This window comes from Streptomyces sp. P17 (genome assembly GCF_032436805.1).
Lineage (GTDB): Bacteria > Actinomycetota > Actinomycetes > Streptomycetales > Streptomycetaceae > Streptomyces.
Map to the genome: position 1 here is coordinate 1 of NZ_JAVRBF010000893.1, position 268 is coordinate 268.

At 59.7% G+C, this 268-nt stretch carries 1 protein-coding gene; it reads left to right on the forward strand.

Features of this window, described 5'->3' with window-relative positions:
• Nucleotides 1-268: hypothetical protein (locus tag RMT89_RS43355; protein WP_315889254.1), on the forward strand; the 268-nt coding region annotated here is incomplete at both ends.

Here is a 268-nt window from a genome sequence, read left to right on the forward strand (position 1 = left end):
TGATGGTCGCTTCGTCCTGATCCGTCTGGAACTTGAGGGCGTTTCGCAGCATTTGCCCGGCGACGTTCTGTACCTCGAGATTGCGCGTGGCGTTGCTCGTAATGCCGGCGAACCACGCTATTTGGCGTTCGACGCCGAGCAGACGAAGGCGATCGAGTTGCTGGCCGCGGCGAAGCAAGCGTCAGTCTCTTCTGAGCGCCGTCGCCTCTATGACGAAACCTCGGACGCCATCACTTCCGCCAAGCAGAATTTCGATAAGCTCGTCGCG